28 protein-coding genes are annotated in these 25,490 nt (G+C 72.1%); 15 read left to right on the top strand and 13 right to left on the bottom strand.

Annotated features, from left to right (window positions below):
• Positions 1-10: 10 nt before the first annotated feature.
• The gene (locus V1633_RS31350) at positions 11-385 is read right to left on the bottom strand and encodes a hypothetical protein (RefSeq protein ID WP_331217917.1); all 375 of its coding nucleotides are present in this window, start codon (positions 383-385) and stop codon (positions 11-13) included.
• Between the two features lie 19 nt (positions 386-404).
• Positions 405-692 carry a hypothetical protein gene (locus tag V1633_RS31345; RefSeq protein ID WP_331217916.1) on the bottom strand — a complete coding sequence of 96 codons (288 nt, stop codon included), beginning with the start codon at positions 690-692 and terminating at the stop codon, positions 405-407.
• Between the two features lie 161 nt (positions 693-853).
• Here V1633_RS31345 and V1633_RS31340 point away from each other — a divergent pair, with 161 nt between their 5' ends.
• Together V1633_RS31340 and V1633_RS31335 are read left to right on the top strand one after the other, a co-directional pair.
• Positions 854-1,210, top strand: coding sequence for a DUF3099 domain-containing protein (locus V1633_RS31340; RefSeq protein ID WP_331217970.1), 357 nt, complete (start codon positions 854-856; stop codon positions 1,208-1,210).
• 130 nt (positions 1,211-1,340) lie between these two features.
• The gene (locus V1633_RS31335) at positions 1,341-1,715 is read left to right on the top strand and encodes a DUF4259 domain-containing protein (protein WP_331217915.1); all 375 of its coding nucleotides are present in this window, start codon (positions 1,341-1,343) and stop codon (positions 1,713-1,715) included.
• Between the two features lie 59 nt (positions 1,716-1,774).
• Here V1633_RS31335 and V1633_RS31330 read toward each other — a convergent pair whose 3' ends face one another.
• Positions 1,775-2,707 (bottom strand): carbohydrate kinase family protein, encoded by a 933-nt coding sequence (locus V1633_RS31330; RefSeq protein ID WP_331217914.1) that lies wholly within the window; start codon positions 2,705-2,707, stop codon positions 1,775-1,777.
• Entirely contained in the window at positions 2,704-3,624 is a 921-nt protein-coding gene (locus V1633_RS31325) for a pseudouridine-5'-phosphate glycosidase (RefSeq protein WP_331217913.1), read from the bottom strand. Before V1633_RS31325 ends, V1633_RS31330 begins: the two co-directional genes overlap by 4 nt.
• 78 nt (positions 3,625-3,702) lie before the next feature.
• On the opposite strand from V1633_RS31325, the gene V1633_RS31320 reads away from it, so the two are divergent.
• The 3 genes from V1633_RS31320 (at position 3,703) to V1633_RS31310 (ending at position 6,709) form a co-directional block, all read left to right on the top strand.
• A complete protein-coding gene (locus tag V1633_RS31320; protein WP_331217912.1) occupies positions 3,703-3,978 on the top strand; it encodes a DUF3039 domain-containing protein in 276 nt (91 codons plus the stop codon).
• A 150-nt stretch (positions 3,979-4,128) separates the two neighbouring features.
• Complete coding sequence (locus V1633_RS31315; protein ID WP_331217911.1) at positions 4,129-4,761, top strand: trimeric intracellular cation channel family protein; 633 nt, start codon at positions 4,129-4,131, stop codon at positions 4,759-4,761.
• A 220-nt stretch (positions 4,762-4,981) separates the two neighbouring features.
• Positions 4,982-6,709 (top strand): DEAD/DEAH box helicase, encoded by a 1,728-nt coding sequence (locus tag V1633_RS31310; RefSeq protein WP_331217910.1) that lies wholly within the window; start codon positions 4,982-4,984, stop codon positions 6,707-6,709.
• A gap of 207 nt (positions 6,710-6,916) precedes the next feature.
• Here V1633_RS31310 and V1633_RS31305 read toward each other — a convergent pair whose 3' ends face one another.
• Both V1633_RS31305 and V1633_RS31300 read right to left on the bottom strand, forming a co-directional pair.
• A complete protein-coding gene (locus V1633_RS31305) occupies positions 6,917-7,150 on the bottom strand; it encodes a DUF7455 domain-containing protein (RefSeq protein WP_101371992.1) in 234 nt (77 codons plus the stop codon).
• A gap of 244 nt (positions 7,151-7,394) precedes the next feature.
• Positions 7,395-9,041, bottom strand: coding sequence for an RNA polymerase sigma factor (locus tag V1633_RS31300; protein ID WP_331217909.1), 1,647 nt, complete (start codon positions 9,039-9,041; stop codon positions 7,395-7,397).
• A gap of 289 nt (positions 9,042-9,330) precedes the next feature.
• Here V1633_RS31300 and V1633_RS31295 point away from each other — a divergent pair, with 289 nt between their 5' ends.
• On the top strand, positions 9,331-10,155 hold the full coding sequence (locus V1633_RS31295; protein ID WP_331217908.1) for an inositol monophosphatase family protein: 825 nt from the start codon (positions 9,331-9,333) through the stop codon (positions 10,153-10,155).
• Positions 10,156-10,344: 189 nt separating this feature from the next.
• On the opposite strand, the gene V1633_RS31290 is transcribed toward V1633_RS31295, so the two are convergent.
• Positions 10,345-10,884, bottom strand: a complete 540-nt coding sequence (locus tag V1633_RS31290) for a LytR C-terminal domain-containing protein (RefSeq protein WP_331217907.1) — start codon at positions 10,882-10,884, stop codon at positions 10,345-10,347.
• Between the two features lie 423 nt (positions 10,885-11,307).
• On the opposite strand from V1633_RS31290, the gene V1633_RS31285 reads away from it, so the two are divergent.
• Entirely contained in the window at positions 11,308-11,604 is a 297-nt protein-coding gene (locus tag V1633_RS31285; protein ID WP_101370510.1) for a DUF4193 domain-containing protein, read from the top strand.
• 135 nt (positions 11,605-11,739) lie between these two features.
• Positions 11,740-12,660 carry a hypothetical protein gene (locus V1633_RS31280; protein ID WP_331217906.1) on the top strand — a complete coding sequence of 307 codons (921 nt, stop codon included), beginning with the start codon at positions 11,740-11,742 and terminating at the stop codon, positions 12,658-12,660.
• A 54-nt stretch (positions 12,661-12,714) separates the two neighbouring features.
• Here the strand turns inward: V1633_RS31280 and V1633_RS31275 are convergent, their stop codons facing one another.
• Positions 12,715-13,233, bottom strand: a complete 519-nt coding sequence (locus V1633_RS31275) for a DUF3093 domain-containing protein (protein WP_331217905.1) — start codon at positions 13,231-13,233, stop codon at positions 12,715-12,717.
• A gap of 95 nt (positions 13,234-13,328) precedes the next feature.
• On the opposite strand from V1633_RS31275, the gene dut reads away from it, so the two are divergent.
• The 4 genes from dut (at position 13,329) to V1633_RS31255 (ending at position 16,073) form a co-directional block, all read left to right on the top strand.
• Complete coding sequence (gene dut, locus V1633_RS31270; protein ID WP_331217904.1) at positions 13,329-13,832, top strand: dUTP diphosphatase; 504 nt, start codon at positions 13,329-13,331, stop codon at positions 13,830-13,832.
• 107 nt (positions 13,833-13,939) lie between these two features.
• A complete protein-coding gene (locus V1633_RS31265; protein WP_331217903.1) occupies positions 13,940-14,671 on the top strand; it encodes a DUF3710 domain-containing protein in 732 nt (243 codons plus the stop codon).
• 276 nt (positions 14,672-14,947) lie between these two features.
• Positions 14,948-15,328 (top strand): OB-fold nucleic acid binding domain-containing protein, encoded by a 381-nt coding sequence (locus V1633_RS31260; protein WP_331217902.1) that lies wholly within the window; start codon positions 14,948-14,950, stop codon positions 15,326-15,328.
• A gap of 43 nt (positions 15,329-15,371) precedes the next feature.
• Entirely contained in the window at positions 15,372-16,073 is a 702-nt protein-coding gene (locus V1633_RS31255) for a DUF3159 domain-containing protein (protein WP_331217901.1), read from the top strand.
• Between the two features lie 38 nt (positions 16,074-16,111).
• On the opposite strand, the gene V1633_RS31250 is transcribed toward V1633_RS31255, so the two are convergent.
• Positions 16,112-16,807: a potassium channel family protein gene (locus V1633_RS31250; protein ID WP_331217969.1), complete on the bottom strand. Its 696-nt coding sequence runs from the start codon at positions 16,805-16,807 to the stop codon at positions 16,112-16,114.
• A complete protein-coding gene (locus V1633_RS31245; protein ID WP_331217900.1) occupies positions 16,804-17,469 on the bottom strand; it encodes a potassium channel family protein in 666 nt (221 codons plus the stop codon). The genes V1633_RS31250 and V1633_RS31245 overlap by 4 nt, the downstream gene beginning before the upstream one ends.
• 244 nt (positions 17,470-17,713) lie before the next feature.
• On the opposite strand from V1633_RS31245, the gene V1633_RS31240 reads away from it, so the two are divergent.
• Together V1633_RS31240 and V1633_RS31235 are read left to right on the top strand one after the other, a co-directional pair.
• Complete coding sequence (locus V1633_RS31240) at positions 17,714-19,795, top strand: APC family permease (protein WP_331217899.1); 2,082 nt, start codon at positions 17,714-17,716, stop codon at positions 19,793-19,795.
• Positions 19,792-21,174 (top strand): class I SAM-dependent RNA methyltransferase, encoded by a 1,383-nt coding sequence (locus tag V1633_RS31235; RefSeq protein ID WP_331217898.1) that lies wholly within the window; start codon positions 19,792-19,794, stop codon positions 21,172-21,174. Before V1633_RS31240 ends, V1633_RS31235 begins: the two co-directional genes overlap by 4 nt.
• Before the next feature lie 38 nt (positions 21,175-21,212).
• On the opposite strand, the gene V1633_RS31230 is transcribed toward V1633_RS31235, so the two are convergent.
• From V1633_RS31230 to V1633_RS31220, 3 genes are all read right to left on the bottom strand, one after another.
• Positions 21,213-21,701, bottom strand: coding sequence for a hypothetical protein (locus tag V1633_RS31230; protein ID WP_331217897.1), 489 nt, complete (start codon positions 21,699-21,701; stop codon positions 21,213-21,215).
• Positions 21,702-21,865: 164 nt separating this feature from the next.
• Positions 21,866-22,645, bottom strand: coding sequence for an RNA ligase family protein (locus V1633_RS31225; protein WP_331217896.1), 780 nt, complete (start codon positions 22,643-22,645; stop codon positions 21,866-21,868).
• A gap of 101 nt (positions 22,646-22,746) precedes the next feature.
• A complete protein-coding gene (locus V1633_RS31220; protein ID WP_331217895.1) occupies positions 22,747-22,998 on the bottom strand; it encodes a hypothetical protein in 252 nt (83 codons plus the stop codon).
• A gap of 332 nt (positions 22,999-23,330) precedes the next feature.
• Here V1633_RS31220 and dxs point away from each other — a divergent pair, with 332 nt between their 5' ends.
• Complete coding sequence (gene dxs / locus V1633_RS31215) at positions 23,331-25,367, top strand: 1-deoxy-D-xylulose-5-phosphate synthase (RefSeq protein ID WP_331217894.1); 2,037 nt, start codon at positions 23,331-23,333, stop codon at positions 25,365-25,367.
• Positions 25,368-25,490 lie beyond the last annotated feature (123 nt).

Here is a 25,490-nt window from a genome sequence, read left to right as displayed (position 1 = left end):
CGCACCCGGCTCAGGCGGCGGTCGGGCGGGCGGCGAGCGCGGCCAGCGCCCGGCGTACGTCGGCGAGCGAGACGGTCGCCGAGTCGTCGAGGTCGGCCAGTCCCGCGTCGATCCACTGCCGCATCAGGGTGGTGACCCCGATGCCCCGGGCATCGGCCGCCGCACGCACCCGTTCGTAGGTGTCCAGTGGAAGCCGTACCGACCGGCTGACCATCGGGACGTCGGTGTCCGGGGTGGGCAGCTCGACAGGTGGCGCGTCGTCGATCAGATCCGCGACCTGCTCGTCGCCGGAGTGGAACCGCTTCGTCGCGTCGTGTCGGTTCATGGTCAGCGCCTCCTCCTCATCGTCGTGCCCGGTACGGGGGTTCTGATGGGGCTTCCGCACCCGCCCGGCGTCGGCGGACTCATCGTCGTCGCCCCTGGAGCGTCTCCTCGTAGCGCTTGGACTCGATGTCGGTGAGGTCACGCGCGGAGAGGACGTCCCAGTCGTTGTCATCCTGATCGGCTTCGGCGAGCAGGATCGCCAGTCGTCGCCCCTTCCGTGCGGTCGCGTAGACGACCATCACGTCGTCGCCGAGGTGCCGGATGACGCGGCGCGTGCTGTGCAGCGCCTCCCACACCTCGCCCGGGGTGACGTCATGGACCCGCAGGTTTCCCAGTGCCTCGTCGGTGAAGCTGAACCTACTGCCCACGTGGGGGAGCGTACCACGGGCGTAACACGCGGGTGGAGGGGAAGAATCCGCTTCAGCGGCTGCCCGTCGCCGCGCCGACGCGGAGTGCAAGGATGGGTCGTGGCATCCGGGGACGGAACCGCCTCCACGGACGGGTGCCCAGCAACCCGGGGAGGGCCGTGGTGAAGCATCAGGCGTACCAGCCGATCCTGATCACCGACGCCTCGCGTAGCCAGGACGACCAGCTGCGCAGCCGCCAACGCCGGTACATCGTGATGATGGGCATCCGGGCGGTCTGCATCATCGCCGGCGCCATCCTGGTCGGCGCGAAGGCGCCACTGCTCTGGCTCTGGCTGCCGCTCTGCGTCCTCGGCATGGTCCTGATCCCGTGGCTGGCGGTGCTGCTCGCCAACGACCGGCCACCGAAGGAGGAGCACCGGCTGGCCACCCGGCTGCGCCGCCGGCACGTCGACGAGACCCCGCCCCGCGCGCTCTCCGCCGAGGAACGCCCGCACCGGGTCATCGACGCCGAGCCCTGACCGACCGCCGTCTCCGCCGTCGTACGGGGACGATCAACAGGCCGGACGACAGGTAGTCTCACCGGTCGATGATCAGTTCCCGGCTTCCGGTCGCCCGGCCGGGGCGGGAACCGGGTGAGGGAGAGCAGCCGTGGGTGCCTGGGGTAACCGGAACTTCGACAACGACACCGCGGCGGACCATCTCTCGATGATCACCGGCCGGCTGCTCAAGGAGATCACCGAGGCGATGTCGGGCGATCCCGAGGAGATCGAGCCGGACGAGTACTGGGGGGTGGCGGTGCCATGCAACGTCGAACTCCTGTACCGGCTCGCCGAACTGTCGTACGTGGGTGTCATGCTGCCCACCCCGGAGGTCGCGACCGGGTGGAAGCGGCAGTACCTGGCGGTCTGGGACGAGACGATCGACGAACTGGTGTCCTCCGCCGAGCACCGGGCGGCGCGACGCGCCGTACTGGTGGAGACGTTCGACCGGCTCATCGACGCGGCGCGACGCGAGACGGAATGACGGAGGGCCGTCGCGCCCGACGCGACGACCGACGTGGGCCGGTGTGACCGGCTGACCGGTCAGGCTCCGCCGGGCACCGGACGGGCGCCGACCACCGAGACCGCCACCGCGCCCAACTCGGCGGCGTGACGCAGCGCCTCGGCCGGACCCGCCCCGGCCACCCAGGCCGACAGCAGGCCGGCGGCGAACGCGTCCCCGGCCCCGGTCACGTCTCGGACCGGCACCCGGCGGGCCGCCGACTCGACCACCACCCCGTTCCGCTCGGCCCAGACCGACCCGGCGGCGCCGTTCTTCACCACCCCGTGCCGGGCCACCCCGGTCAGCACACGGGCCCGGGCGGCCGGTGAACCGGGTCCGGCCAGCACCGCCGCCTCGTCCAGGTTGGCGAGCAGCAGGTCCACACCACGTACCCAGCTCAGGAACGCCGTCGTACCGACCTGGCGCAACGGCGCCGCGGAGGCCGCGTCGACGCTGGTGGTGAGCCCACGCCCGCGCGCCACGGCCAGTGCGCGCAGCCCGGCCGGACGCGACGCGGCGTCCAACATCGGGTACGCCGACAGGTGCAGGTGCCCCGCGTCGGCCGCCTCGGCCAACGCCGCCGTCACATGCTCGGGCGTCAACCGGAGGTTGGCCCCCCGTTCGGTCACCATGGTCCGCTCCCCGTCATGGGCGAGCACGATCACCGTGCCGGTCGGGGTGTCCGGGCAGCGACGCACCAGGCAGTGCACGCCCAGCCGGGCCAGCTCGGCGAGCCGGGCCTCGCCTTCCCGGTCCACGCCGACCGCGCCGACCAGGGTCACCGGGTGGCCTCGCCAGGCCAGCCAGGCGGCGGTGTTGGCCGCCTGACCGCCGCCGGTGAAGCGGATCGCCGCCGGGGTGTCCGAGCCCGCCGTCAGCGGGCCGGCGAGCACCGCCACCACGTCCGTGACGATGTCGCCGACCACCACGATCCGCGGCGAGGTGCTCCGGTGCCGCCGCGCCGGCGACGTCATGTCCGTTCGGCGGCGGCGACCGCGATCCGCGCCGCGAGGGCCGCGTTGCGCAGGATGATCCGTACGTTCACCGCCAGGCTGGCGCCCTCGGTGGCGGAGTGGAAGTGCGCCAGCAGGAACGGCGTCACGGCCTTGCCGGTGATCCCGTCGGCGGCCAGTCGGGCCAGACCGTCGGCCAGGGTCCGGTCGTGCAGTGCCGGGTCGAGCTGCTCGTCGGCGGGGAGCGGGTTGGCCACGACCAGGGCACCGGGCTGCACCCCGTGCGCCGCCCGGGCCGCCAGTACGGCCGCGATCTGCTCCGGCGACTCGACCGTCCAGTCGAGGTCGAATCCGCCGTCGGTGATGAAGAACCCGGGGAATCGCCGGGTACGGTAGCCGACCACCCCGACACCCAGCGTCTCCAACCGTTCCAGGGTCGCACCGACGTCGAGGATCGACTTGACGCCCGCACAGACCACCGCGATCGGGGTACGCGCGAGGGTGGTCAGGTCGGCGGACTCGTCGAAGGTCTGCGACGCCTCCCGGTGCACCCCGCCGAGCCCGCCGGTGGCGAAGACCGGGATGCCGGCGGCGGCGGCCAACGCGCTGGTCGCGGCGACCGTGGTCGCCCCGTCCGCGCCGGTCGCGGCGGCCACCGCCAGATCCCGGACGGAGAGCTTCGCCACCCCGTCCGTGCTGGCCAACCGGGTCAACTGGGCGTCGTCGAGGCCGACGACCACCTCGCCGCCGACCATGCCGATGGTCGCCGGCACCGCGCCGTTGTCCCGGACCGCCTGCTCGATCTCCCGGGCCACCCGCAGGTTGTCCGGGCGGGGCAGCCCGTGCGAGACGATGGTGCTCTCACAGGCGACAACCGGGCGTCCCGCCCGCAGTGCCTCGGCGGCCTCGGCGCCGTACCGGATCTGAAAGTCGTTCACGGTCGCCTACCGTACGCGGGCGGCGCCGGCCGGCTGTTGCGGTGGACCGTCCGGCGGTGGACCTGTAAGACTGAAAGGGTGAGTACACCTGTCGCCCCCCAGAGCAGTGGCAGCATCCTCGAACGGCCCGTCGAGCGTCCGCTCGAGCACGGCGACCACGAGCGTTTCGCGCACTACACCGCCAAGGACAAACTGACCGAGGCTCTCGTGCTCGGCACGCCGGTCAAGGCGCTCTGCGGCAAGGTGTGGGTCCCGTCACGTGATCCGAGCCGCTTTCCGGTCTGCCCGGAGTGCAAGGAGATCTTCGAGGACAACAAGCGGTTCTTCGACCCGAAGCCGGATCCGCCGCAGTAACTCCGCCCGTCACCGTGGCCCGGGTCGGGGGCGACCAGGCGCGCGACGGGATCAGGTCTCACCGCCCGGAGCGGCGGCGCCCCTCCCCGCCACCCGGGCCCGGAGTCGCCCCGGTGGCCGGCGTGACGCGCGCGTCGTAGCCTCCATCCGGTGACCGCATCGACCGCCCTGCTCCTCGCCGACCTGCTCGGAGTCGCCGTCTTCGCCGCTTCCGGCGCCTCGGCGGCGGTGGCCAAGCGGCTCGATCTGTTCGGGGTGACCTTCGTCGGCTTCGTCGCCGCACTGGGCGGCGGGATCCTCCGCGATCTGGTGATCGGCGAGACACCGCCGCTGGCCTTCGCCGACTGGCGGTACGCGGCGACGGCGGCGGTCAGCTCCGCGGCGGTCTTCTGGCTGCATCCGCAGTTCAACCGGTTGCGTACCACCGTGCTGGTGCTCGACGCGGCCGGACTGGCCCTCTTCACCGTCACCGGTACGATCGTCGCGCTCGCCGCCGGCGTACCGGCGGTCGGGGCCTGCCTGGTCGGCATGCTCGCCGGGATCGGCGGCGGCCTCGGCCGTGACCTGCTCACCGGGGAGATCCCGGCGGTGTTGCGCCGGGAGATCTACGCGGTGGCGGCGCTGGTCGGCGCGGTCGCGGTGGTGCTGCTGGACCGGACCGGTCTGGCCGGCCCCGGTCCGTTGGTCACCGCCGCCGTGGTGATCTTCGCCGTCCGGCTGGTGGCGCTGCGCCGCCGCTGGTCCGCCCCGGTCGCCAGTGACCGGAGCGGCCCGTCCCGCTGACGTCGCCCGGGTGGGGCTGGCTCGGCGGACCCGGCTGCCCTGGGCGCCGACGTCCTCGCCGACCCGGCGGACGTCGCCGCTGTGACGTGTGTGCCGCTGGTGTCGCCTGGGTCGCCGGGGGTCGGCTGGTTATGCTGATATGGCCTTCGCGCTCGTTCCGGCCGCGGAGGCGTTTCCGTGTGGGGGTCGGATTTCCGGTCGTCGGAGGGGAGTGTTCTGCGTGGGAGCCCGGCTGCCGACCATCGAGTCGTTCCCGGCGCTGCGCGCGTGGCAGCGCAAGGCGTTGGTGGAATACCTGCGGCGTCGCTCCGAGGACTTCCTGGCGGTGGCGACACCCGGCGCCGGCAAGACCACCTTCGCGCTGCGGATCGCCGCCGAACTGCTCGCCGACGGCACCGTCGAGGCGGTGACCGTGGTCGCCCCGACCGAGCATCTGAAGACCCAGTGGGCCAGCGCGGCCGCCCGGATCGGCATCCAACTCGACGCCGCGTTCCGGAACGCCGACCTGCACTCGTCGGCGGACTTCCACGGGGCGGTCGTCACGTACGCCCAGGTCGGCATGGCGCCCCAGGTGCACCGTCGGCGGACGATGACCCGTCGGACCCTGGTGATCCTGGACGAGATTCACCACGCCGGTGACTCCCGGTCCTGGGGGGACGGCGTCAAGGCGGCCTTCGAGCCCGCCGTACGTCGCCTGATGCTGACCGGTACGCCGTTCCGGTCCGACGACAACCCGATCCCGTTCGTGACGTACGAGCGGGGCGGTGAGGGCCTGCTGCGGTCCCGCGCCGACTCCGTGTACGGCTACTCCGACGCGCTCACCGACGGCGTCGTCCGGCCGGTGATCTTCCTCGCCTACTCCGGGGAGACCCGGTGGCGGACCAGCGCCGGGGACGAACTCGCGGCCCGGCTGGGCGAGCCGATGACCCAGGACCTGATCGCCCAGGCGTGGCGTACCGCGCTGGATCCGGCGGGGGACTGGATGCCGCAGGTCCTGAGGGCCGCGGACGCCCGGCTGCAGGTGCTACGGGCCGGCGGGATGACCGACGCCGCCGGGCTGGTGATCGCCACCGACCAGCAGTCCGCCCGGTCGTACGCCCGGCTGATCGAGCGGGTGACCGGCGAAAAGGCGGTGGTGGTCCTTTCCGACGATCAGGGGGCCTCGGACCGCATCGCGGCGTTCTCCGTCTCGGAGCAGCGCTGGATGGTCGCGGTGCGGATGGTGTCCGAGGGGGTCGACATTCCTCGGCTGGCGGTCGGGGTCTACGCGACCAGCGCCTCCACCCCGCTGTTCTTCGCCCAGGCGATCGGCCGGTTCGTCCGGGCCCGCCGGCCGGGGGAGACCGCCTCGGTCTTCCTGCCCAGCGTGCCGCACCTGCTCGGGCTGGCCAGCGAGATGGAGGCCGAGCGGGACCACGTACTCGGCGAACCGAAACGCCGGGAGGGGTTCGACGACGACCTCCTCGAACGGGCACAGCGTGCCGAGCAGGCGAGCGGGGAGTTGGAGAAGCGGTTCGAGGCGCTCTCCGCGACCGCCGAACTCGACCAGGTGATCTTCGACGGGGCCTCCTTCGGCACCGCCGCGCAGGCGGGTACCCCGGAGGAGGAGGAATATCTGGGTCTGCCCGGTCTGCTCACCGCTGACCAGGTTGCCACGCTGCTGAACAAGCGACAGGCGGAACAGTTGGCCGCGCAGCGTCGTCGCCGGCAGGCGGGTGGCGAGGTGGTCGCGGCTCCGCAGCCGGTCGCCCGGCCGCTCAGCGCGGCGGAACGTCGGGTCACGCTGCGACGTCAGCTCAATGCCCTGGTCGCCGCGCACCACCACCGGACCGGACTGCCGCACGGCAAGATCCATGCGGAGTTGCGTCGCCGGTGCGGGGGGCCACCGAGTGCCCAGGCCACCATCGAACAACTTGAGGAGCGGATCGCCACCGTGCAGAGCCTCTGACGGAGGCGCCCGCGATCCGCAGCGGGCCTGCCTGGTGGTGGGCAGACCGTACCGGTCGAAGGAGTTGGTTCCGGCGCACGGGCTGAACGGTCCGTTTCCGGACGCGCCGGGCTGAACGGTGCTTGCCGGGCGGGGCGCCGATCCAGGGAAGAGACGACCGGAGGTGCCCTGTTACGGGCACCTCCGGTCAACTATGTCCTGAATCGATTAGTTCGCCATCAAATCGGCGCCACGCCAGCTGAATTCCGGGTCAACCGCGTAGCGCACCGTGATCTTGACTAGATCCTCGGCGTACTTGTTCGCGTGATGCCCACAGAACACCAGTTCGCTCCCACCCGCGAGGGTGATCCGGAGCTTTCCGGCGGCGTTACAGCGGTCGCACCGTTCATCGGCGGCTGGGGGAGCCACCGTCTCGGGCGGCGGCGTGAGGGTCGGGGTCATCGCCTTCCTCCTGCGGTCGTCACCGATGAACACTCTCGTCGGTCATTGCTCACCTATCGTGCAACACCCTTGTGGGGTGTGGCCTTCCCAGTGTGCCCCCGGGGGACCGATGTCACACGTGGTAGAGACAGTGTGCCGTGCAACCAGGGTGCCACGTCAACGATCACCGGTGGGAAACCGACCGACTACCACGAGTCGATATACGTCCGGTGATCAAACCGACACGACTGGTTGACTTTTTGGATCAGTCGAGATAATCCCGAAGGACCTGCGAGCGCGACGGGTGCCGGAGTTTCGACATCGTCTTCGACTCGATCTGCCGGATCCGCTCGCGGGTGACGCCGTACACCTGACCGATTTCGTCCAGGGTCCGGGGCTGCCCGTCGGTGAGCCCGAAACGCAGCCGTACCACGCCCGCCTCACGCTCGGAGAGGGTCTGCAGGACCTGCTGGAGCTGGTCCTGGAGCAGCGAGAACGACACCGCGTCGACCGCGACGACCGCCTCGGAGTCCTCGATGAAGTCGCCGAGCTGACTGTCGCCCTCGTCACCGATGGTCTGGTCGAGGGAGATCGGTTCCCGGGCGTACTGCTGGATTTCCAGCACCTTCTCCGGTGTGATGTCCATCTCCTTGGCCAGCTCCTCCGGGGTGGGCTCGCGGCCCAGGTCCTGGAGCAGCTCACGCTGGATCCGGCCGAGTTTGTTGATCACTTCGACCATGTGCACCGGGATGCGGATGGTGCGGGCCTGGTCGGCCATGGCGCGGGTGATCGCCTGGCGGATCCACCAGGTGGCGTAGGTGGAGAACTTGTAGCCCTTGGTGTAGTCGAACTTCTCGACCGCCCGGATCAGGCCGAGGTTGCCCTCCTGGATCAGGTCGAGGAAGGCCATGCCCCGCCCGGTGTACCGCTTGGCCAGCGAGACCACCAGCCGCAGGTTCGCCTCCAGCAGGTGGTTCTTGGCCCGCTCACCGTCCCGGGAGATCCAGCTCAGGTCGCGGACCATCTCGCGGGGGAGCTTCTCCTCGCCCTCCTCGGCGGCGCGCAGCCGCTCGGCGGCGTAGAGCCCGGCCTCGATCCGCTTGGCGAGCTCGACCTCCTGCTCGGCGTTGAGCAGCGGAACCTTGCCGATCTGCTTCAGGTAGGCCCGTACCGAGTCCGCGGAGGCGGTCAGCTCGGCGTCCCGCCGGGCCTGCTTGAGTGCCTCCGACTCCTCGTCGTCCCATTCGAAGTCGTTGTCGGTCGCCGCGTCGGCCGCGTCCGCCTCGGCGGCCTTGGTCAACTCGACCGGCTCGTCGACAACCACGTCCTCGATCTCGGCGGCGAGTTCCTCGGGATCGATGTCGCCGTCACCGGGGCCGTCCGGGTCGCTGTTCTTGGCGGTCGCCTTGGCGGCCTTGGCGGGGCCACCCGGGGCGCCGGTCGCCTTGGCGGCCCGGGTGCCCTTCGCGGCGGCCTTGCCGGGCGCCTCGGCGGACTTCGCGGGCGCCTTGGCACCCGGGGTCGGGGAGGCGCCGTCGGCGGCGAGAGCGGGCTTACGGGCGGCGGGCTTGCGCGTCGCGCCGGTGGTCTCGTCGGCGGCGGGCGCCTGCTTCGGCGCCGGCGGTGCCGACTTCTTCGTCGCCTTGGCGGTCGTCGCCCGGGACGCGGGAGTGGCGGAACGGGCGGCGGCGACCCGACGACGGGTGCTCGCCGAACCGTCGACCACCACGGTCACCCCGGCGTCCGAGAGCGCCCGCAGGATCTTCTTGGCCTGGGCCGGAGTCACCTCAGCAGACTCGACAGTGCGCGCCAGCTCGGCCGACGTGAGCTGGCCGCCGGCGTTCTGCGCGTGGGCGATCAGGGTGTCGGTGAGCGAGCGTACGTCGGCGCCGATGTGGCGGGGTTCTGTCACGAATGACCTTCCGGAGGCGATGAGCGAGCACGGCCGGTTTCGGCCGGCGCAGCGCGAAGCGTCGTGCCGGGCCGATGTGGTTGAGGAACCCCCGTGTCCCGGGCCGGCCGGTGCTCGGCGGTCCGTGGCGCGTGGGCAGGCGTGAATTGTAACGCCGTCTGCGGCGATCATCCCGCGCCGCACGCCGGAGAGGCGGTCGGGGGCTACCGACTCGATACATGTGTGGACTTTGTAAGGATGATACTCGCGGTCGGGCCAGCACGTCACAGGCGTGCGGGAAGGGGACAACATGCGGGTGGGTACTCCGGCTCCGGAGGAACTGCTGAAGGTCGCGGTCGAGGTCGTCCGGGAGGCGGCGGACACCGCGCGACGGATGCGCGCCGACGGGGTGTCGGGAATTACCACCAAGAGCACCGCGACGGACGTGGTCACCGCCGCCGACCGGGCGGTGGAGCGGGAGGTGGTGGCCGCGCTGCGGGACCTCCGGCCCGACGACACCGTGCTGGGCGAGGAGTACGGCGACTCCGCCGGCTCCGCGGCGGCCGGTCCGCAGACCGTACGGTGGATCCTGGATCCGATCGACGGCACCGTGAACTACCTGTACGGACTACCCCAGTACGCGGTCTCGCTGGCGGCCGAGGTCGGTGGTGAGGTGGTCGCGGGGGTGGTGCGCAACGCGGTCACCGGTGACGAGTGGACCGCCACCCGGGGTGGGGGAGCCCACCGGGCCGGCCGGCGGCTGCACGGCTCGACCGAGAGTGATCTGGGCCAGGCGCTGGTCGCCACCGGCTTCGGCTACGACCCGGCGCGTCGGGCGTACCAGGCCGGCGTGCTCGGTGAGCTGATCTCGTACGTCCGGGACATCCGTCGGTTCGGTGCCGCCTCCCTCGACCTCTGCATGGCGGCCGAGGGTCTGGTCGACGCGTACTACGAGCGGGGGCTCAACCTCTGGGACCACGCGGCCGGTGGGCTGATCGCGACGGAGGCCGGTCTGCGGGTCGCCGGCCTGGCCGGGGTCGCCGCGGGGCCGGATCTGCTCATCGCCGCGCCACCGGCGCTGTTCGGGCCGTTGCACGACCACCTGGCCCGGCTCGGTGCCGCCGGCGGGCCGTGACGTGACCGACGGCTCGGCGTCGACTTCCCGACGTCCGGCCCGGCAGTGGCGCGGCGGCCGTCCGCCGACTCCCGGTTCGGCGTCGGGTCGGCGTCGGCCCGCAGGCCGGCGACCGCCGTCGGATCCCGGCCCGTTCCCGTTGTCCCGCCGCCCGGTGCCTGCCCGGGGCGGCGGGACAACCGGACCGGCTCAGGTCAGGTTCGGGTCGGCACAGGTCCCGTCCGGCAGCTGCGGTCCGCCGCTGCCCTGGGCCAGTGCCTGGCTGACCTCGGTGATCGTGGCCAGCTGCTTGAAGTCGCTGCCGATCACCACGTCCACCACGTCGTCGGTGCGGTCGATCTGGAACTCGGGCGTCGCGTCGTTCAGGAAGTACGCCTTCAGCACGTGGTAGGAGCCGAGGCCCTTCGGGCCGAACCGCAGTACGGCGATGCCGTCGACACCCTTGTTCTTCGGCTCGTTGCCCGACTTGAGGACCTGGAACTGCCGGTTCTGGAAATCGGTCTTGACCGAGTTCGCCAGCCCCTGCGTGTCGGTCGCGTTGTAGACGTTGATCTTGATGTCCTTGTTCAACCGCAGTCGAGTGTCGGCCAGCTTGGCGCCGGGCGGGCACGCACTGGCGGCGTCCTTGCCCGCCTGGGTGTCCCGGACCAGCGTGACCGCGACGAAGACCACGGCGATCACCGCGAGCACGCCGACGACGACGAGGGCCCGGACGCGCGCGAAACTCATCTAGTTGGCTCCCCGAAGCTCGTCTGTGACAGATACCGGCCAACCGACGCCGGTCGGCCGTCGTTGGCTACCGAGTATGCCGGGGGCGCCGGACGATGTCCGACCGGGTGTGGAAACCGGCGGATCCGTCGGCGCGCCGACGACGATCGGCCCACCACTGACCCTATCTTCGTGTCGCCTGAGTCACATTGGGAACAACTCCGGGCGCTCGGACGTACAAGCATGCCGCAGGGACGGTATACATGCCTCGCCTGAAGGGGGGTAAGGTACCCCGCTCGGCGGGGGAGTTCCGCCCGGCGGCCCGCGATCCGGACATGCGCCGGGGCGGGTAACCGGAAGTGACGGCCGGCCAGCGGGAACCGAAACAGCGTCTTCCGGCGTTACAACCGGAAGCGACTATATCGATATGGGAGAGTGAAACCGATGGCCACCGACTACGACGCCCCGCGTCGCGACGAGGTCGACCTCGGCGAGGACAGCCTGGAAGAGCTCAAGGCTCGGCGGGTCGACTCACAGTCGGCCGCCGTGGACGTCGACGAGGCCGAGGTCGCCGAGAGCTTCGAACTGCCCGGTGCCGACCTGGCCGACGAGGAGCTGACCGTCAAGGTGCTGCCGATGCAGTCGGACGAGTTCCGCTGCGCGCGCTGTTTCCTCGTGCACCACCGCAGCCAGCTCGCGGTGGAACGCAACGGCGATCTGATCTGCCGCGAGTGCGCCTGAGTTCCTCGGGGGGAGGGGCGGCGGCCTCCGCGGACGGGGGTCGCCGCGGACGATTTGACGTGCGGTGCGGGTGGGTAACTGCTTGACTCGATCCGCGTGGTTCGACGGCGGTCCGCGCACGCGCTGGAGGTCACGATGAGCCGTTCCGACCCGGCACCGCAGAGTCCGGCACCGGCCGACCGGTCCGCTTCGCCGGATCCGGCCGACCGGTCCGCTTCGCCGACACCGGCTGGGCGGAGCACAGTACCGACACCGGCCGCCCGGTCCGGACCGTCCGTACCGGCGTCCGCCGACGGCGACCCCGGTACGACGCCGCCGCCCGCGAACGGCGAAGAACTGGGTACGACGGTGGCCGCGCTCGCCGACGACGAACTCGACCGGGCGGGCCGCCGGAGGATCTTCGGCCGGCTCGTCGACCAGGTGCGTGCCCGCGGCGGCGTGCGGCTGCTCAAGCCCAAGGCGGCCCTGCGCTGGTTGACCGACGTGGTGGCGGAGATCGCCCCGCACGTGCCGATCCGCGACCGGGAGACGCTGCTGCGGCACTTCGACGGTCTGGACGGCGACGTGCTCGCCGAACGCCTGGTGCGCAACGCGACCCGGGCCACCGCCGGGGTCGGCGCGGCCGGCGGCGGCGTGGCGGCGGTGGAGTGGGTCGCCACCCCGACACTGCTCTCGGCGCCCGTACTGCTGGCCGCCGAGACCGTCGCCGTGGTCGCCATCGAGCTGAAGCTGATCGGCGAGCTGCACGAGGCGTACGGCGTAGCACTGCCGGGCGCCACCGGCCAGCGCGCGACGATGCTGCTGCGGTCCTGGGCGGCGCAACGGGGGGTCAACCCGCTGCTGCCCGGGGTGGGCGTCGGTGCCGTGCTCGGTACCGCGGCCCGCAACGAACTGCGGGACCGGCTGCTGCGGCGGTTCGGACGCAACCTGACCACGCTCGGGCCGTTCCTCACCGGAGCCGCGGTGGCGGCCTTCCTGAACGGCCGGGCCACCCGTGGGCTCGGCAACCGGATCCGGGAGGACCTGCGCCAGCACCCTCCGGCGATCGGTGGTTGACGGCCGGGGTCACCAGGTGGTGGGTCGGCGGGATCCAGCGGAAGGCCGGCGCGGTCAGGCGTCGCCGGGTGTCGCGTCCCGGGCCGCCAGGATGGCCTCGGCGAGCCGTACCGGATGACGGGAACTGACCACCCAGTACGGGGTCGGGTCGGCCGGATCGTCCAGCACCACCTGTACCGCGCCGGAGACCCAGGGACGCTGCACCACGAAGGCGAGCGGGTCGGCGCCGACCCCGAGCACCTCGCGCCGCCCGGCGGCGTCCAGGGCGAGCACGTCCGCGACGAACCGCAGCGGCAGCCGGGCGTCGTCGACCAGGAACTCGTCGTCGCGTACCGCGACCCGGATCCGACCGAGCCAGCCGAGCCCGACGACGGCGAGCGGCAGCAGGACCGCGAACGGCAACCAGGCCCGGACACCTGTCCCGCCGAGCCAGAGTTCGAGGGCGAGCAGCGCGGCCACCCCGATGCCGGCCAGCCACAGCCACCACGGCAGACTCAACCGCTCGGCGTACCCGGCCCGGGCGGGTGCGGCGGCGGGATCTGCGACGGCGGGATCAGGACTCGTCGGGGCCACGCTGTGAGGGTACGGCGCGGCGCGACCGGTTGACCCGGCAGGATGGGGGGACGACCGTCAGATGGCTCCGTGGAACCTGCCAGGAGAGTGACAACGTGACACACGTGGTGCCCGTACCGGTCCGGCGGCTCGACCCGGACCTGCCGTTGCCGTCGTACGCCCATCCCGGTGACGCCGGAGCCGACCTGGTGGCCGCGGAGGAGGTCGAGATCGGGCCGGGCGACCGGCGACTGGTCCGTACCGGGATCGCGATCGCCCTGCCGGAGGGGTACGTCGGGCTGGTCCATCCCCGCTCGGGACTCGCGGCCAGGCTCGGTGTGACGGTGCTCAACGCGCCCGGTACGGTCGACGCCGGTTACCGCGGCGAGATTCTGGTCAACCTGATCAACCACGACCGGGCCCGCCCGGCGAAGATCTCCCGAGGTGACCGGATCGCGCAACTCGTGGTGCAGCGGGTGGAGCGGGCGGAGTTCCGGATGGTTGACGAGTTGTCCGCCGCCGTACGCGGGGAGAACGGGCACGGCTCGACCGGCGGGCACGCCGAGCTGGTCGCCGCCCACGACCCGAGCCAGGAAACTGAGGGGGCGGTCCGCCGGTGACCGTGCGCACGCGCTTCCGTGGCGGTTGTCACCGTCCGCGGTGGTCCCACCCGCCGGTGACACCGGCCCGTCCCGCAGCCGTGAACGAGAGGTAGCAGGTAAGCACGATGATCTTCTCCCGAGGACGCGGCGGTGGGCGACACGCCCGCGACGAGCGGTCGGACCAGCCGACGGCCGACACCCAGGACATTCCCGCCGAGACCGGGGTCGACCGGCGCCGAGGTGGTCCGTACGACAGCGCCGAGGACTTCCCCGACCTGCCCCGACTCGATCTGGGCAGCCTGCAGATCCCGGCCGTGCCGGACGTCGAGGTGCGGGTCCAGGCCAATCCCGACGGCGTCATCCAGCAGGTCGTCCTGGTGCACGGTGAGAGCGCCCTGCAACTGGGGGTCTTCGCCGCGCCACGATCCGAGGGCATCTGGGACGAGTGGCGGGAGGAGATCCGGACCTCGCTGGCCGCCGACGGTGTGGTGGCCGAGGAGAACGAGGGCGACTACGGCACCGAACTGAGGGCCCGGGTACGCACCCCGGACGGCGGTGTCGCCGACCTGCGCTTCGTCGGCGTCGACGGGCCGCGCTGGATGGTCCAGGGGGTCTTCCAGGGACGGGCCGCCAGTGACCCGGAGGCCGCCCGGGCGCTGACCGGGTGCCTGGACGGGCTTGTCGTCGACCGGGGCAAGGAGGCCAAGCCGGTGCGGGAGCCGCTGCCGCTGCGGCTGCCGAGGGAACCGGGGAACGCCGCCGACGGGACGGCGGAGGCTGCCGCCCCGGTGCCGGACGGTGCGGTCAACGGAACGGTCTCGGGTCGGCAGACACCACGGCGCGGCAACTCCGCCTGACGCCGGATGCCGCCCCGGGACGCGGACCGTCGCTGGGTGCCGTCCGGCTCGCCCGGGGCGGTGACCGGTCGGGCTTCGTACGCCGCGGTGCGCCGCCCCGTGACGCGGGGCGGCGGGCAGCGCGGGGGAGCCGGTGCCGGGCGACCGGAGGGCCGGTACGAGCCCGCCGCGCCGAACGGCCGGACCTGATCGGGCGTACGCTTGCGGGACGGCTGTCGACCAGCCGTGTCGAGTGGACGCGCCGACGTGGCGCGTCGGGGAGGGTGACACCGGGTCATGGCGACCGACCAGGGCCGGACGTCGTTGCGAGGCTTCCTGCAGCGGCTGACCGCGAGCGAGGCCGAGATCGAGGCGCAGGAGCTGCAGCGGGAGAGCGCCGAGGTGGGCGGCATGCCGGCCCGGCAGTGCACCCGGGGCCAGGTGGTCTGCGTGTCGGGGCGGCTGCGCACGGTGGTCTACACCCCGCGCACCAACCTGCCCACCCTCGAGGCCGATCTCTACGACGGCAGCGACATCGTGACGCTGGTCTGGCTGGGGCGTCGACACATTTCCGGCATAGAACCGGGGCGGCATTTGACGGCTCGTGGTCGCGTGGCCGTCCGGGATGACCGTAAAGTCATCTACAACCCGTACTACGAGCTGGAGCTGCCGCGATGAGGTTGTCGACCGGTGACGCCAGCCGCGACCGGAAGACGCCCAGATGACAGCTGGACAGCCCCGAACCGACAAGACGGAGCGCACGCCGCACGCTGGCGGGACCGGACCGGACGAACCGCTCCCCAGCCTGACCGAGCAGATGGCCGAGCAGCTCGGCGGCTGGCGCGGGATGGTCGAGTCCAGCATCCCGGTGCTCGTCTTCGTGGTGGTCAACATCATCGGCGAGCTGCGGCCCGCGGTGATCGCCGCGGTGGCGGTCGCGGTGGCGATCGCCGGGCTGCGGCTGGCCCAGCGGCGGCCGATCCGGCACGCGGTGAACGGCCTGTTCGGCATCGGTGTCGGCGCCCTGATCGCCTGGCGGACCGGTGACGAACGGGACTTCTACCTTCCCGGCATCCTCTACGGCTACGCCTATGGCGCGGCGCTGCTCGGCTCCGCCGCGCTGCGGCAACCGCTGGTCGGCTGGATCTGGTCGATCATCGCGGCCGGTGGACGCTCGGAGTGGCGGCAGAATCCACGACTGGTCCGGACGTTCACCTGGCTCACCGTGCTCTGGGGCGTGGTCTGGATCCTCAAGGTCGGTGCCCAGCACGCCCTCTACGTGGCGAACATGACCACGGCGCTCGGCGCCGCGCGACTGTTGCTCGGCTACCCGCCGTACGCCCTGCTGCTGGTGATCACCATCTGGGTCGTCCGGCGGGTGAACCGGCGGGAGCCGGCGGTACCCGCCACCGTCCCCCACTGACCGGCGGCGCCACCGTCACCGGTCGAGCGGGGCCGGGGTCAGTTGGTGCGCCGGGTCCGTTCGACGCTGTCCGGACCGAGGATCACCGCACGCACCTCGTCCTCGACCTCGGCCGTGCAGACAAAGATCAGTTCGTCGCCGGCCTCCAGCGGATCGTCCGGGCTGGGCACCAGTACCCGCTTGCCGCGCAGGATCGCGACCAGGGCGGAGTCGCGGGGCAGCGGTACGGCGTGGATGGGGTGACCGACGTACGGCGCGGTCGGCGGGAGGGTGATCTCGACGAGGTTCGCCTCTCCCTGACGGAAGGTCATCAGCCGGACCAGGTCACCGACGGTGACCGCCTCCTCGACCAGTGCGGCCATCACCCGTGGCTTGCTGACCGCCACGTCGACCCCCCACTGGTCGGTGAAGAGCCACTCGTTCTCGGCGCGGTTGACCCGGGCGACCACCCGGGGCACGGCGAACTCGGTCTTGGCCAGCAGCGAGACCACCAGGTTGACCTTGTCGTCACCGGTCGCGGCGACCACGACGTCGCAACTGGCGATGTCGGCCTCCTCCAGGCTGGTCAGCTCGCAGGCGTCGGCCAGGATCCACTCGGCGGCCGGTACCCGTTCCGGGCGGAGCATCTTCGGCTTCCGCTCGATCAACATCACCTGGTGGCCATTGTCGATCAGTTCCTGGGCGATCGAGCGGCCCACGTTGCCGGCGCCGGCGATGGCGACCCGCATTGTCAGCGCCCTCCTTCCGGCGGCAGGCTGGCCACCCTCGTCACCTGGTCGGCGATGTCGTCGGTGACCAGCATGGCGAGCTGGTCACCCTCCTGCAGCACGGTGGAGCCGGTCGGCAGGGTGGCGATGCCGAACCGGGTCAGGTACGCGACCCGGGCGCCGGTCGCCTCCTCCAGCCCGCGCAGCGGCCGGCCGACCCAGTCGTCGTGCAGCGGCACCTCGATGATCGACACCGTGCTCGTCGGGTCGCGGAAGACCTCCACGTGTCCCTCCGGCACCAGGTGCCGGACGATCCGGTCGGCGGTCCACCGGACGGTGGCGACGGTCGGGATGCCGAGCCGCTCGTAGACCTGCGCCCGCTTCGGGTCGTAGATCCGGGCCACCACGCGGGAGACGCCGAAGGTCTCCCGGGCCAGCCGCGCGGAGATGATGTTGGAGTTGTCGCCGCTGGAGACAGCGGCGAAGGCGTCGGCCCGTTCGATGCCGGCCTGGCGCAGCACGTCACCGTCGAAACCGGCGCCGGTGACCGTGATGCCGCCGAAGTCCGAACCGAGGCGGCGGAACGCGTCCGCGTCCTGGTCGATGACGGCCACCGAGTGGCCGCGCGACTCCAGACTGTCGGCGAGGGACGAGCCGACCCGTCCGCAGCCCATGATCACGACGTGCACGTACGTCCTCCCGGGTGACCGCGCGACCGGCCCGCCGCCGTCTGACGGGCTCACCATGAGCGTGCCATGTGGTCCGTCCCCGGCGCCGCCCGACCTACCCGTCCGCCCGACCGGGCTCAGCGGATCCGATGATCCGCCGGAATATACCCGTTTCATCGGGAACATCCGGTGTAAGCCGGCTCACTCTCGAAGATCGGGCCCGCCAGTCGGTCGGCCCACCGCGGCAGCCGTACCCTTACCCCTTGTGGCTAGACCCGCCTCGCTGCTGAAGCGCTTGCTCCTGGGCCGACCCTTCCGGTCCGACAAGCTGCAGCACACGCTGCTGTCCAAGCGCATCGCGTTGCCGGTGTTCGCCTCGGACGCGCTCTCCAGCGTCGCGTACGCCCCCGACGAGATCCTGCTGACCCTCTCCATCGCCGGCACCTCGGCCTACCTGTTCTCGCCGTGGGTCGCCCTCGCCGTCGTGGTCGTGATGCTGACCGTGGTGGCGAGCTACCGGCAGACGGTGCACGCCTACCCCTCCGGCGGCGGTGACTACGAGGTCGCCACGGTCAACCTCGGCCCGAAGTTCGGCGTCGGGGTGGCCAGCGCCCTGCTGGTCGACTACGTCCTGACCGTCGCGGTCTCGGTCTCGTCCGGTGTGGCCAACCTCGGCTCGGTGCTGCCGTTCGTCTCCGAGCACCGGGTGATGATCGCGGTCACCGCGGTCATCCTGCTGACCGCGGTGAACCTGCGCGGGCTACGGGAGTCCGGCACCGCGTTCGCGATCCCGACGTACGGCTTCATGATCGTCATCATCGGCATGATCCTCACCGGCCTGGTCCGGGTCTTCGTCCTCGGCCACGACCTCAGGGCCCCCAGCGCCGACCTGGTGGTCAGCGCCGAACACGCCGACATGACCGCCGCCGCCATGCTCTTCCTGCTGCTGCGCGCCTTCTCCTCCGGATGCGCCGCGCTGACCGGCGTCGAGGCCATCTCCAACGGCGTGCCCGCGTTCAAACCGCCGAAGAGCCGCAACGCCGCCACCACGCTGCTGCTGCTCGGTTCGGTCGCGATCGTGATGATCCTGGGCATCATCTGGCTGTCCCGGCTGACCGGCCTGCAGTTCATGGAGAATCCGGCCCGCCAGCTGGAGCACGGACCGGCCGACTACGTGCAGAAGACGGTCACGGTCCAACTCGGCCAGACGATCTTCGGGGACAACGTCCTGCTCTTCGTGGTCGCCGGGGCGACCGCGCTGATCCTGTTCCTCGCCGCCAACACGGCGTTCAACGGCTTCCCGGTGCTCGGCTCGATCCTGGCGCAGGACCGCTACCTGCCCCGGCAGCTGCACACCCGGGGCGACCGGCTGGCGTTCTCCAACGGCATCGTCTTCCTCGCGGTGGCCGCCAGCCTGCTGATCGTCGCCTTCCAGGCCGAGGTGACCCGACTGATCCAGCTCTACATCGTCGGCGTCTTCGTCTCGTTCACGCTCTCCCAGGCGGGCATGATCCGGCACTGGAACCGGCTGCTGCGCACCGAGCGGGACCCGCAGGCCCGCCGGCGCATGGTCCGGTCCCGGGCCATCAACACCTTCGGAATGGGTCTGACCGGCACCGTCCTGGTGATCGTCCTGCTCACCAAGTTCCTGCTCGGCGCCTGGATCGCGATCGCCGCGATGGCGGTCATCTACGTGACGATGCTCGCCATCCGACGGCACTACGACCGGATCGCCGCCGAGCTGACGCCGCCCGAGGGCCGCCCGGTGCTGCCGGCCCGCAACCACGCCATCGTGCTGGTCAGCAAGGTCCACCAGCCGACCCTGCGGGCCGTCGCCTACGCCAAGGCCACCCGGCCGGACACCCTGACCGCGTTGACCGTCAACGTGGACGAGGCCGACACCCGGGCGGTGCAGGCGGACTGGGAACGGCACGGGATCCGGGTGCCGCTGACCGTCATCGACTCGCCGTACCGGGAGATCACCCGGCCGATCCTCGACTTCGTCGCGTCGGCCCGCCGCGAGTCACCGCGCGACGTGGTCACGGTCTTCATCCCGGAGTACGTCGTCGGCCACTGGTGGGAGAACCTGCTGCACAACCAGAGCGCGCTGCGGATCAAGGGGCGGCTGCTCTTCGAGCCGGGGGTGATGGTGACCAGCGTCCCCTGGCAGCTGGAATCCAGCGCCCGGAAGAACCTGGACCGGTTCGACGCCACGCTGAGCCGTGGACCGGCCCGGGGGCCGCGCGGCGCCACCCTGGGCGACCTGGTCGCGCCGTCCCGCCGACCCGACCGGGACGTCAACGATCCGCCACCGGCCCCCGGCCACGACGAGGCGGGGCCGCGATGAGCGTCGCCGACCTGGCGGGTGGTGCCGGCGCGCGGTCCCGTCCCGCCGACCCGTCCGGCCCGGGCGAGGCGGAACGGGTCGAGCTCACCGTCGGTCCGGTGGCGCACGGCGGACACTGTGTGGCCCGACTCGACGGCCGGGTGGTCTTCGTCCGGCACGCGCTGCCCGGTGAGCGGGTCGTCGCCGAGATCACCGAGATACGCCGCGACTTCCTCCGGGCCGACGCGGTCGAGGTACTGGAGGCGGCGCCCGAGCGGGTCGAGCCGCCCTGCCCGTACGCCAGGCCGGGCCGGTGCGGCGGCTGCGACCTGCAGCACGTCGCACCGGACGCGCAGCGGGCCTGGAAAGCGGGTGTGGTCCGCGAGCAGTTGCTCCGCCTCGGTGGCCTGACCCCGGCGGAGGTCGACGAACTGGACGTCCAGGTGCACGCGCTGCCCGGCGGCCCGCTCGGTTGGCGATCCCGGGTCCGGTACGCCGTCGACGCCGCCGGTCGGGCCGGCCTGCTCAAGCACCGCTCGCACGAGGTGGTCCCGATCGACCGCTGCCTGATCGCCCACCCGGCGATCCAGGAACTGCCGGTCCTGTCCGCCGACGGTCGTCGGTGGCCGGACGCCGACGCGGTGGAGACGATCGCCTCCACCGGCGGTGACGTGGTGGTCCGCGCCCTGCGGGACGGCGGCCTGCGCGCCGGCGGCGACCTGGCCGAGCCGGACGTCCGGACCGGACCGTCGCACGTCGTCGGGTCGTCTCCGGAGCCGGACCCGGCACGGCCGTACGGGGCGCCGGGCGCCGGTGTGCCGGCGGCCGAGACGGTACGGGAGCAGGCCGTCGGCCGGACCTGGCGGCTGCCGCCGGAGTCGTTCTGGCAGGTGCACCCGGCCGCCGCCGACACCCTGGCGGCGGCGGTGCTCGACCTGCTGGATCCGCGACCGGGCGAGTCGGCCTGGGACCTCTACGGCGGGGCCGGCCTGTTCGCGGCGGCGTTGGCCGGCCGGGTCGGACCGACCGGTCGGGTCACCGTGGTCGAGTCGGCGCCGGCGGCGGTCGAGGCCGGCCGGCAGAACCTGCGCGACCTGCCCCGGGTCGAGTTCGTCCGGGCGTCGGTCGGGCCCGCGCTGGCCCGGCGGCGGATCATCGGCCCGGTGGACCTGGTGGTGCTGGATCCGCCCCGGGCCGGGGCCGGCGCCGCGGTGGTCCGGGACGTCGTCGCCGCCACCCGGCGCGCGGTCGCCTACGTGGCCTGCGACCCGGCCGCCTTCGCCCGGGACGTCCGCACGTTCCGGGCCGCCGGCTGGCGGCTCGCCGCGCTGCGGGGCTACGACCTCTTCCCGATGACCCAGCACGTCGAACTGGTGGCCCTGCTGGTCCCTGCCGGATAGCCGATGAGGCCGGACCGGCCGCGACGAGGCGTCCCCGTTCAGTGGTCGAACCAGAAGACGATCCGAACATCCGCCGGGTCACCCAGGCTGGCCAGGGCGGCGAGCCGATCGAAGTACCGCCGCCCCAGGAAGTCCCGCAGCGTCAGATGCGCACCCTCGCCCTCCACGGCCAGGGCGGCACCGTCTCCGTCACGGGTGACGCGCCGGTCCCAGATCACCTGGTCGTAGTCGTAGCCGAGCAGTTCGGCGAGGGTCAGCCACGAGGCGTGGTGTACGTCGCAGGCCCATGCGTCATGTTCGACACGCAGGCCCGGCGACACGTCACCCGGCAGCCCTCGCGGGCTGGCGATCACCGGCGAGCGTGAGCGGTTGCGTACGTCGGCGAGGAAGCCGAACAGCCGGTAGTCGCGTTCCGGAAACACCTCGTCACGGTCGTTCTCGTCCGCTCGGTCCGGAAACAGGTCCCGGGTCCACCGCCACTCACCCCGGACGCGGACCTCCGCGTACGACCAGATGTCACACCCCATGACCAGTCCACTCCTCCGGCGTGGTGTTTCGGACCCGGCGGCGACGCGGCGAGCCGGGACGCCACAGCCTGTGCCGCCCGGCTGGTCGGCACCGGCGCGGGACCGTCGACCGGCCCTGCCCTGCCCGAGGTCCCCGGACCGTGGCGGCGAACGGCCTCGACCACCTACCGCGCGCCGCGTCGCTTCAGCGTCCGCCCGTAGTCCTGGAACCGGGCCTTGGCGATCGCCGAGCGGGTGGCCGACCGCAGCACGATGCCCTCCGCCCGTCCCGGCGGACCGTCCAGTGCCACCCGGGTCTCCGGCAGGTACTCCCGGAGCAACTGGTACGTCTTGTCGAGGTCGGTCGGCAGGTCCGCCGCCTCGAGTACGTCGAGCCGCGGCACGATCTCCAACCCCTCGACCCCGGCGGTGGCCAGCAGCGCCGACTCGTCCAGGAACCGCTGGCCGCCGCCCTCACGCCAGGACGAGAGCCGCTGCGCCGGCCAGTCCAGCAGGTCGGCGTAGTCGTCGAGGACCGCCACGTCGAACAGCCGGGCTCCGACCGTGCGGCTCGCGGTGTAGTGCTTGCTGGCGCCGGTCACCTTGCCGCCGTAGACCTCCAGGTAGCGGACCACGATCCGGTCCCCGTCCACCGGCGGCAGCCGCTCGGCGATCGGACGCAGCGCGTCGACGATGCCGAGGGCGGGATTGGCGATCAGGTCACCCCGGGCGTGCAGCAACTCCTCCCGGCTGCCGATCAGGTAGCTACCGTCCGGCAGCGAGACGATCCGACCGTTCGTGCCGTCGACTTTCTCGGTCAGGCTGACCCGCCCGGTGAACGGTACGGTTCCGTCGAGCAGACCGCCGTCGCGCGGGTCGAGTGTGTGGTAGGTCGGGATCGACGGGTACTTGGTCATCGAGTTGACAGCCCGCAGATCTGTGTCACGAACGCTGAACCTGGACACCGCGGCTCCCCGTGTTCGCCTGCCATTGATCGTCAGGACAACTCAACGGGACGCGGGACGCTGTCGGCAACACAAATACCGCCGCGATCAGCCGGACCGGGTCAGGGTGCGGCGGGCGCGGGCATACCGGCACGGGTGGAGGCCGCCTCCGAATCGCGGCGGGTGGCCCGGGCGGCGGCCCGGTCCCGCAGCCGGATCCAGGCGACGATCAGCAGAATCAGCGGAAGCAGAGGCAGGGCAACGATCAGGACGACGATCGCGGCGAGCAGTTGTCCGGCGGCGTACCGGCCGGAGACGGCGGAGCGTCGGCCGTGGAAGGCGGCGGGATCCTGGGGAAGATCGGCAGGCGGCATGGCAGACCTTAGGGGAGGGTGGGGTTACCGGCCATCCTACGGCCCTTGGGGGCTTCTGCCCGATTTTTCGGTCGTTCGGTGGAGGTACGCCCGGCCACTCGCCGTACCGATGTGCCAACTGTCCGCGACGTCGGGCCGTCCGGTCAACGGGACTCTGCTGATCGACGGCACGACCGGTGCCATCCCCCGATCCGGCGTCCCCGGATCGGCTGCCCGGCTCCGGCTCCGGCGGTCCCGATAGACTCAGCGGCTATGAGCCTGCGTAGGGAGCGACTGAGCCAGCCCACCGCCGTGCGGCCCGATACTCCTGCCGAGCGGGGCGGGGTGACGGCATGACCGTGGAGGAGGAGACCATTCCCACCGGACGGATGCTGAGCGCGGTACGCGGCCCGCAGGACGTCAAGCGGATGTCGGCCGAGGAGCTGGCACTGCTCGCCGCGGAGATCCGGGACTTCCTGGTCGCCAAGGTCTCCCGCACCGGCGGACACCTCGGCCCCAACCTGGGCGTCGTCGAGCTGACCCTCGCCCTGCACCGGGTCTTCGACTCGCCCCGGGACCGGCTGCTCTTCGACACCGGCCACCAGGCGTACGTCCACAAGATTCTCACCGGCCGGCAGGAGGGCTTCGACCAGCTGAAGCAGCGCGGTGGCCTGTCGGGCTACCCGAGCCGGGCCGAGAGCGAGCACGACCTGATCGAGAACTCGCACGCCTCGACCGCGCTCTCCTACGCCGACGGGCTCGCCAAGGCGTACGCGCTGCGCGGCGAGTCGCGCACCGTGGTCGCGGTGGTCGGCGACGGGGCGCTCACCGGCGGCATGTGCTGGGAGGCGCTGAACAACATCGCCGCCGCCCGCAATCCGCTGGTCATCGTCGTCAACGACAACGGTCGGTCGTACGCGCCGACCATCGGCGGGCTCGCCGACCACCTGTCGACGCTGCGGCTCAACCCCGGCTACGAGAAGGTCCTCGACACCGTCAAGGAGGCGCTCGGCTCGACCCCGCTGGTCGGCAAGCCGATGTACGAGGTGCTGCACGCGGTCAAGAAGGGCATCAAGGACGCGGTCGCACCGCAGGCGATGTTCGAGGACCTCGGCATCAAGTACCTCGGCCCGGTGGACGGGCACGACGTGGCCGCGGTCGAGTCGGCGCTGCGTCGGGCCAAGGGCTTCGGCGGCCCGGTGATCGTGCACGCGGTGACCCGGAAGGGTCTGGGCTACCGCCCGGCCGAGGAGGACGACGCCGACTGCCTGCACAGCCCGAGCGCGTTCGACGTGGAGACCGGCAAACTGCTGGCCGGCCCCTCGGTTAAGTGGACCCAGGTCTTCGCCGACGAGCTGGTGGCGATCGCCGACGAGCGGCCGGACATCGTCGGCATCACCGCCGCGATGGCGGAGCCGACCGGCATCTCCACGCTGGCCCGGAAATACCCGGAGCGGGTCTACGACGTGGGCATCGCCGAGCAGCACGCCGCCACCTCGGCCGCCGGCCTGGCGATGGGTGGCCTGCATCCGGTGGTCGCCGTGTACGCCACCTTCCTCAACCGGGCCTTCGACCAGGTGCTGCTCGACGTCGCGATGCACAAGCTCCCGGTGACGTTCGTGCTGGACCGGGCCGGTATCACCGGCCCGGACGGGCCGAGCCACTACGGGATCTGGGACATGTCGGTCTTCGGCGTGGTGCCCGGGCTGCGGATCGCCGCCCCCCGGGACGCCGCCACGCTCCGCGACGAGCTGCGCGAGGCGGTCGCGGTCGAGGACGGGCCGACGATCCTGCGGTTCCCCACCGGTTCGATCGCCGCCGACCTGCCGGCGATCCGCCGGGTCACCGCCACCGACTCGGTCTCCGGCGGGGTGGACGTGCTGGCCGAGTCGGCCCGGACCGACGTACTGCTGGTCGCGGTCGGCTCCTTCGGGCAGCTCGGCGTCGAGGTGGCCGCCCGGGTGGCGGAGCAGGGCTACGGGGTCACCGTGGTCGACCCGCGCTGGGTCCGGCCGGTCCCGTCCGAGCTGGTCACCCTGGCCGGCGCGCACCGGCTGGTGGTCACCGTCGAGGACGGCGTACGCGCCGGTGGTGTCGGCGACGCGCTGGCCAAGGCGATGCGGGACGCCGACGTACGGGTGCCGTTGCGGGACCTCGGCGTGCCGTCGGTCTGGCAGCCGCACGGCAGCCGGGCGCAGATCCTCGCCGACTTCGGGCTGACCGCCCAGGACGTGGCCCGTGACGTTACCGGCTGGGTGTCCCGGCTCGACGACGAGTCGATCACCCCGGTCCGGGCCGCCGCGAACGGCGACGCCAACGGTGGCCGGATGGGGGCCAACGGCGGGTCGAACGGCGAGCGGGTGACCAAGGGGCGCAACGGCCGCGGCTGACCGATCCGAACGGTCGCCTCCGGGCGGCCACCCGTACCGAACAAGTCCGAGGGGCCCGGCCGGTCAGGCCGGGCCCCTCGTCGGTCGTCACGCCGGTCCGGGCACCCCCGCGCCAGCCGGTCG

The sequence above is a fragment of the Plantactinospora sonchi genome (genome assembly GCF_036422035.1).
Lineage (GTDB): Bacteria > Actinomycetota > Actinomycetes > Mycobacteriales > Micromonosporaceae > Plantactinospora > Plantactinospora sonchi.
This window is presented reverse-complemented; position numbering and strand designations above follow the sequence as displayed.